Source organism: Paraburkholderia sp. C35 (genome assembly GCF_003121405.1).
Lineage (GTDB): Bacteria > Pseudomonadota > Gammaproteobacteria > Burkholderiales > Burkholderiaceae > Paraburkholderia.
Window position 1 is genome coordinate 33,345 of record NZ_QBUY01000082.1, and the last position, 7,023, is coordinate 40,367.

At 60.9% G+C, this 7,023-nt stretch carries 6 protein-coding genes; 5 read left to right on the forward strand and 1 reads right to left on the reverse strand.

The annotated features are described in order from the left end of the window. Positions 1-3: 3 nt before the first annotated feature. The 5 genes from DK391_RS32545 to DK391_RS32565 all read left to right on the forward strand — a co-directional run bounded on the left by DK391_RS32545 (position 4) and on the right by DK391_RS32565 (position 5,771). Positions 4-1,932 carry a branched-chain amino acid ABC transporter ATP-binding protein/permease gene (locus DK391_RS32545; RefSeq protein ID WP_109482115.1) on the forward strand — a complete coding sequence of 643 codons (1,929 nt, stop codon included), beginning with the start codon at positions 4-6 and terminating at the stop codon, positions 1,930-1,932. Positions 1,933-1,994: 62 nt separating this feature from the next. Then, positions 1,995-2,723, forward strand: coding sequence for an ABC transporter ATP-binding protein (locus tag DK391_RS32550; protein ID WP_109482123.1), 729 nt, complete (start codon positions 1,995-1,997; stop codon positions 2,721-2,723). Between the two features lie 194 nt (positions 2,724-2,917). Beyond that, the gene (locus DK391_RS32555; RefSeq protein WP_109482116.1) at positions 2,918-4,240 is read left to right on the forward strand and encodes a TIGR00366 family protein; all 1,323 of its coding nucleotides are present in this window, start codon (positions 2,918-2,920) and stop codon (positions 4,238-4,240) included. 63 nt (positions 4,241-4,303) lie between these two features. Continuing rightward, complete coding sequence (locus DK391_RS32560; protein ID WP_109482117.1) at positions 4,304-5,335, forward strand: histone deacetylase family protein; 1,032 nt, start codon at positions 4,304-4,306, stop codon at positions 5,333-5,335. 160 nt (positions 5,336-5,495) lie between these two features. Beyond that, positions 5,496-5,771, forward strand: a complete 276-nt coding sequence (locus tag DK391_RS32565; RefSeq protein ID WP_109482118.1) for a hypothetical protein — start codon at positions 5,496-5,498, stop codon at positions 5,769-5,771. Positions 5,772-5,793: 22 nt separating this feature from the next. Here the strand turns inward: DK391_RS32565 and pssA are convergent, their stop codons facing one another. Beyond that, entirely contained in the window at positions 5,794-6,387 is a 594-nt protein-coding gene (gene pssA / locus DK391_RS32570) for a CDP-diacylglycerol--serine O-phosphatidyltransferase (protein ID WP_204117485.1), read from the reverse strand. Between the last annotated feature and the right edge of the window lie 636 nt (positions 6,388-7,023).

Genomic DNA, 7,023 nt, shown 5'->3' on the forward strand with positions numbered 1-7,023 from the left:
GCCGTGAAAAAGAAAAACCTCATCGGTGCGCTACTCGGACTGGTCGCGCTTGCGGTGTTCCCGGTGCTGTCGGGCAATCCGTATTACATCCACCTCGTCGAAACCATCATGATCTACGCGATCCTGCTGTTCGGTCTCGACATCGTGGTGGGTTATACGGGGCAGGTGTCGCTCGGACATGCCGGCCTGTTCGGCGTGGGCGCGTACACGGCAGGCGTGCTGTTCATCAAGCTCGGCATGCCGTTCTACGTGACAGTGCCGATGGCGATCATCGTGACGGCGGCGTTCGGCGCGATTCTCGCGTTGCCGGCGCTGCGCGTATCCGGTCCGTATCTGGCGATGGTGACGCTCGCGTTCGGCACGATCATCCAGATCCTGATCAACGAAATGGATTTTCTCACCAGCGGGCCGATGGGCATCAAGATCACGAAGCCCGTGATCGCGGGCCATACGCGCGATGAAACGCAATACTACTGGGTCGTGGCGGCGTTGCTGGTGGTGTCGCTGGTGGTCGTGCATCGCGTGTTGAAGTCACACCTCGGCCGCGCTTTCGAGGCGCTGCGCGATAGTCCCATCGCGTCCGATTGCATGGGCGTATCGGTGTATCGGCACAAGGTGTATGCGTTCGTGATCAGCGCGGGTTTTGCAGGGCTGGCGGGCTGTTTGTACTCGTACTCCGAGCAGTACATTTCGCCGAACACGTATAACTTCGAACTGACCATTCTTTTCCTGCTCGCCATCATCATGGGCGGACGCAAGACGCGCACGGGCGCACTGATCGGTTCGACCATCATCGTGCTGCTGCCCAAACTGCTCGACGATATTTCGATGTTTCGCATGGTCGCGACGACACTTGCCGTGATCGTCGTAGCGGGCGCGCTCTTTTCGATCGCGCGCAAGACGGTGGCACCGCGCAAGGTCGCGATTCCGATTGCGGGCACGGTCGGTCTGGCCGTGTTCTCTTACTGGATCGACGCGTTGACCGACTGGCGCCTGACGATCTTCGGCCTGATGATTCTGCTGGTGGTCTATTACCTGCAAGACGGCGTGGTCGGCTTCGTGCGCAAGTTCTTCACGCATGGGCGCGTACGCACCGTGACCGTCGATACGGAAAAGCCCGCCGACATCACCACCGACGCCGTGCTCGAAGTGCATGTCAAAGACGACGAAACGATTCTCGACGTGCGCGGCGTACTGATGCAATTCAGCGGCCTCAAGGCGCTCAATAACGTGAATCTGCACGTGCGGCGCGGCACGATCCACGGCCTGATCGGCCCGAACGGCTCGGGCAAGAGCACGATGATGAACGTGCTGACGGGCATCTATGTGCCGACTGCAGGCGCGATCGAATATCGCGGTGAGTCGATTGCGGGGCGCACGTCATCGTCGATCGCGTTGTCGGGCATTGCGCGCACGTTCCAGAACGTGCAACTGTTCGGCGAAATGACGGCGCTCGAAAACGTGCTGGTCGGTCTGCATCATACGTTCCGTTCGAACTTCGCCGATATCGGCCTGATGACGTCGCGTTACCGGCAGGAAGAACGTGCGGCACGCGAGCGCGCGTTCGGCATGCTGCGCTTTGTCGGTCTGGAGAATGTCGCGGCCGAAGAAGCGCGCAATCTGCCGTATGGCAAGCAGCGTCTGCTCGAAATCGCCCGCGCACGCGCGCTCGATCCGCAAGGGCTGTTGCTCGACGAACCGGCAGCAGGACTCCCGGCGCCCGACATCAAGGATCTGGTGCGCATCATTCGTAAGGTGCGCGATCACGGCATCACGGTGGTGCTGATCGAGCATCATATGGACGTGGTGATGTCGGTGTGCGACACGGTGTCGGTGCTCGATTTCGGGCAGAAGATCGCCGAAGGCAAGCCGTCGGAAATCCAGGAAAACGAAAAAGTCATCGAAGCGTATCTCGGCGGCGTTGCCGCATGAGCGCGCGTTCCGATCGCACGACAACGACAACGGCAGTGACAACGCCAACCATGGGGAACGCGATGTTATCGATCCGCAATCTGCATGCGGGCTATGGCAAGGTTCAGGTGCTCCACGGCATTTCGATGGACGTGCCGAAGGCGTCCGTCGTCACGCTGATCGGCTCGAATGGCGCGGGCAAGACCACGACCATGCGTGCGATTTCCGGCATGATCCGCGCGAGCGAAGGCGAGATCACGATGGGCGAGGGCGCGTCGGCGAAGCGTATCGACGCCCTCGATTCGCACCGAATCGCGCGGCTCGGTCTTGCGCATTCGCCGGAAGGGCGGCGCGTGTTCTCGACCATGACCGTCACCGACAATCTGCTGCTTGGCGCTTTTCCGCGCCTCACGTGGGCGCGTCCGCGCGGCGATGTCAGCGCGGATCTCGAACGCGCGATCGATCTGTTTCCGCGTCTCAAGGAGCGCCGCAATCAGCTGGCAGGCACGCTGTCGGGCGGCGAACAGCAGATGCTGGCGATGGCGCGCGCGATCATGCTGAACCCGGATCTCGTGCTGCTCGACGAACCGTCGATGGGACTCGCGCCGATTCTCGTCGATGAAGTGTTTCGGATCATCGGTCGGCTGAAGGAGCAAGGCGTGACGATGCTGCTGGTCGAACAGTTCGCCGCTGCCGCGCTGAACGTGGCCGACTATGGCTACGTGCTGGAAAACGGCCGCATCGCGACCCATGGAGCGGCTGCGCAACTGCGTAACGATCCGATGGTGAAGGCTGCTTATCTAGGCCATTGAACCATTGATGCGCCGTTCACAGCGGCGCGTCTCGTGCATTTCTTTAAGCTCGCTGAAAGCTTTTGCACGGCGACGCCTCGACATCCATTCCCTCGCATCCCACGCCCTGCGGACGCCTGTGCAGTTCGCCGACCCATCATGCATACCTGTGGCAGAATCTCGCGCGCATCTAATGAATAATTGTCGGAGACCTCGTGATACAAGGTATTGCACGCTTCTTTACGCAGGTGGTTGATCGCTTTCTGCCTGATCCTCTCATCTTCGCGCTGCTGCTGACAGCGATCACTTTTGCGCTGGCACTCGGCCTGACGCCGCAGACGCCCAGTGAACTCGTCTTCATGTGGGGTAGCGGTTTCTGGAATCTGCTCGCCTTCACCATGCAGATGGCGATGATTCTCGTGACCGGGCATGCGCTCGCAACGTCGGGGCCGGTGAAGAGCGTGCTGTCCGCGCTTGGCGGCATGGCGAAGACGCCCGCGCAGGGCACGATGCTGGTCGCATTCGTGAGCGGCGTGGCCTGTGCGATCAACTGGGGCTTCGGCCTCGTGCTCGGCGCGATGTTCGCGCGTGAAGTGGCGCGGCGCGTGCGCGGCGTCGATTACCGTCTGCTGGTTGCCGCTGCCTATATGGGCTTCCTGACGTGGCACGGCGGCCTGTCCGGCTCGGTGCCGCTGGTCGCGGCCACCAAGGGCAATCCGATGGAGAAGGTGATCGGCCTGATCCCGGTGTCGCAGACGCTCTTCACGGGCTACAACCTCTTCATCACGGTGGCACTGATCGTTGCGTTGCCGCTGCTGGTTCGCGCGATGATGCCGCGCGCCGACGAAGTCGTTTCCGTCGATCCCGCGCTGCTCGTCGACGAACCCGTGATGGAGCGCAAGATCACGAAGGACTCGACGCCTGCCGAACGTATCGAGGAAAGCCGCATTCTGTCGATCCTCGTCGCGCTGCTGATTGCCGCCTATCTGGTGATCCGCTTCATGAAGAAGGGCTTCAGCCTCGACATCGATACCGTCAACATCGTGTTCCTCGCGGCGGGCATTCTGCTGCACAAGACGCCGATGGCGTATGCGCGTGCCATCGGCAATGCGGCGCGCGGCACGGCGGGGATCATGATCCAGTTTCCGTTTTACGCGGGCATTCAGGCCACGATGGACCATTCGGGCCTCGCGGGCGTGATCACGAACTGGTTCATCGAAATCGCCAACGTGCATACCTTCCCGCTGCTGACCTTCCTGAGCTCGGCCGTGATCAACTTCGCGGTGCCGAGCGGCGGCGGCCACTGGGTCGTGCAGGGGCCGTTCGTGATGCCGGCTGCAAAGGCGATCGGCGCGGACCTCGGCAAGTCCGCGATGGCCATCGCCTATGGCGAGGCATGGACCAACATGGCGCAGCCGTTCTGGGCGCTACCTGCACTCGCTATTGCAGGTCTCGGTGTGCGCGACATCATGGGCTATTGCGTGACCGCGCTGCTGTTCTCGGGGCTGATCTTCGTCGCGGGGCTGTACCTTTTCTGACGTGGTTCGCAGGGCGGTGTCGCGACGGTAGACTGTGCGTTCCTTCCCGCCGCGTACAGGATCATGCAGACCATCTACAGTAGCGACCACCGCTTGCATCAAGGCGTCGAACTCAAGGACGGCGCCGTTTCCGATTCATTCGAAAAGCCCATTCGCGCCGAGATCGTGTTGAAGCAGGTCAAGGCGGCGGGACTGGGTGAAGTTGTCACGCCGAACGAGTACGAGCGCGCCAGCTATATCGGTGCGCACAGCGGGCGCTACGTCGAGTTTCTCGCTTCCGCATGGGACGAGTGGGCCGCAACGGGCCGCACCTGTCAGGCGCTGCCGCTGGTGTGGCCCGTGCGTGGCATGCCGTCCACGGCGATGCCGCAATTCATCGACGGCAAGCTCGGCTTCTTTTCGATGGATGCCGGTTCGCCCATCAACGCAGGCACATGGCGCGCGGCGTCGTCGAGTGCGAACTCGGCGCTGACGGGCATCGACCTGCTTGCGAGCGGCGACAAGGCTGCGTTTGCATTGTGTCGTCCGCCTGGGCATCACGCGGGGCGTGAGTACATGGGCGGCTATTGCTATCTGAACAATGCCGCCATTGCCGCGCAACGCTGCATCATGCAGGGTGCGCAGCGCGTAGCCGTGCTCGATATCGATTTCCATCACGGCAACGGCACGCAAGATATCTTTTATGACCGCAACGACGTGCTGTTCGTCTCGATCCACGGCGATCCCGGCGTGTCGTTTCCCTACTTCGCGGGCTTTGCCGATGAACGAGGCATTGGCGCAGGCAAGGGCTTCAATCTCAATCTGCCCTTGCCCAAGGGCACCACGCTCGCGGAATACGAACCAGCGCTGCAGCACGCGAGCGCCGTCATTGCACGTCATGCACCAGACGCACTGATCGTTTCGCTCGGTGTCGATACATTCGAAGGCGATCCCATTAGCCATTTCCGTCTGCGCACGCCGGACTATCTGCACGTGGGCGAGATGCTGGCCCGACTGAATCTGCCGACACTATTCGTGATGGAAGGCGGCTATATGGTGGACGAGATCGGCGTGAATGCCGTCAATGTGCTGCTGGGGTTTGAAGGCCGGGCTTAGCGCCATCGCTCAAGCCATCGCGAACATGGCAGCTTCGTCATACTTATGCCAGCGTTTGGCCACCTTTGAAGCGTAGAGTTAAAACCGTGTTGCAGGCGCTGCGAGCCGCATGCAACGACAGTTTTCGCTGCACACTCTCTCGCGATCAAGGAGCCTGGACATGAAGCAACTTCTTCTGAGTCTCGTGGTAACGGCGGCGGGCGTAGCAGCCATGTCGAGCGCGTATGCGCAGCAAATGCCGACAGATCAACCGATGGATCAGACCCAGGCGCAAGCGGCCAATGCGTCGACGGATACGGGCCAGGGCGGCGTCACTTGGGGCAGTGGGGCGCAAGGCGTCCGTGAGTCGCGCCAGGACGTGCGTCAGCAACTGCTTCAGTCCGAACGTGACGGGCAGATGAAAACCCTCGACGACACGGTGTACAAGGGCAACTGATTGCCTGTTGCGTGCGTAGCGGTCATGGCTTGGGTATGCGGATACGGCTGATCATCAGCGAACCTGAGATGCCATAGACCAGTGTCAACGGATGCAGCACATGCCCTGCGATTCGCCATTCGCCGAACCATAACTGCGGACCGAGAGCCCCTTGCCATGCGGCGGTGGCGAGCAGCAGGACGATTGCGAACGATGTCGGTATGGGTGTGCCCTCGAAGTGGGTCACTTTACCTGTGCCTGCCGACATCGTTTCAGTCGTGACGTTGTAGCGCGCGAGCCGCGACACGCCACACGCAACGAAGTATGCCAATAGCACGCGGTCGTAGAGGCCGCGCATGCCGCAGCCATATCCGATGATGGCGGGTGCTACGCCGAATGAGATCACGTCGGCGAGCGAGTCTAATTCTTTTCCCAGCAGTGAGGCTTTCTGGCGCCAGCGTGCGATCCGGCCGTCCAGTATGTCGAAGATCAACGCTGCGAATACCAGTGCGCTCGCAAAGTAGACGTGCATCGGGTTTTCGCTGCCGATGTAGGTCATCATCGAAAATAGCGCGCCTGTGCCGCAGATGGCGTTGCCTAGCGTGAACCAGTCGGCGAGGTGGAACTCGCGGATCATTGAGAAGCGTTTTTTCATTGGATTTTGATTGGTGTGTGTGTTGTGTTTGTTGAGGGGGCATCCGCTTTTTGTTAGTGGTCTGCCTGGGTTGCCCCTGTGCGGGGCGGCACCTACTTTTCTTTGCAGCGGCAAAGAAAAGTAGGCAAAAGAAAGCCGCTAACACCACACACCGCGGTTATTGCCTGCGGGCCCCCAGCCGGTCCTATCCTTCACACGGCATCGATTCTCTTGATGCCCGCTGCCAGCGCTCGTTAAGCGCGCCTCACCCGCTTCACACTCCCGCGTCTCAGCGAGCCTTACCAGTTTGGTCCAGGCCGCCCAGGTGGCAAACGGTGTGTTGGCCGTCGCGCCTTACACGCTTCACTCCGGACTGAAAAGCAAAGGCGGTGTGTCTCGTAGGATCGCTCGCGCGGGAAGGACTACGACCTACACACCGTTTGCCACCTGGGCTGCATTGACGATTCGCTGCCGCTTGCGTCGCTACGGATGAATGAAGCGGGTGATGCATCTATTCGGAGCGTTGGCAACAAGTATGGATTAGCGTGTTGCCGCTTGAAGCATAGGACCGGTTGGGGGCCCGCAGGCAATAACAAGCATTTGCGGTGTTAGCCCGCTTTCTTTGCTTACTTTCTTTGC

Bases quoted from the DNA above. Each gene is read 5' to 3' on its own strand.
- DK391_RS32550 (WP_109482123.1), top strand. From the start codon at position 1,995: ATGTTATCGATCCGCAATCTGCATGCGGGCTATGGCAAGGTTCAGGTG.
- DK391_RS32560 (WP_109482117.1), top strand. From the start codon at position 4,304: ATGCAGACCATCTACAGTAGCGACCACCGCTTGCATCAAGGCGTCGAA.
- DK391_RS32565 (WP_109482118.1), top strand. From the start codon at position 5,496: ATGAAGCAACTTCTTCTGAGTCTCGTGGTAACGGCGGCGGGCGTAGCA.
- pssA (WP_204117485.1), bottom strand. From the start codon at position 6,387: ATGATCCGCGAGTTCCACCTCGCCGACTGGTTCACGCTAGGCAACGCC.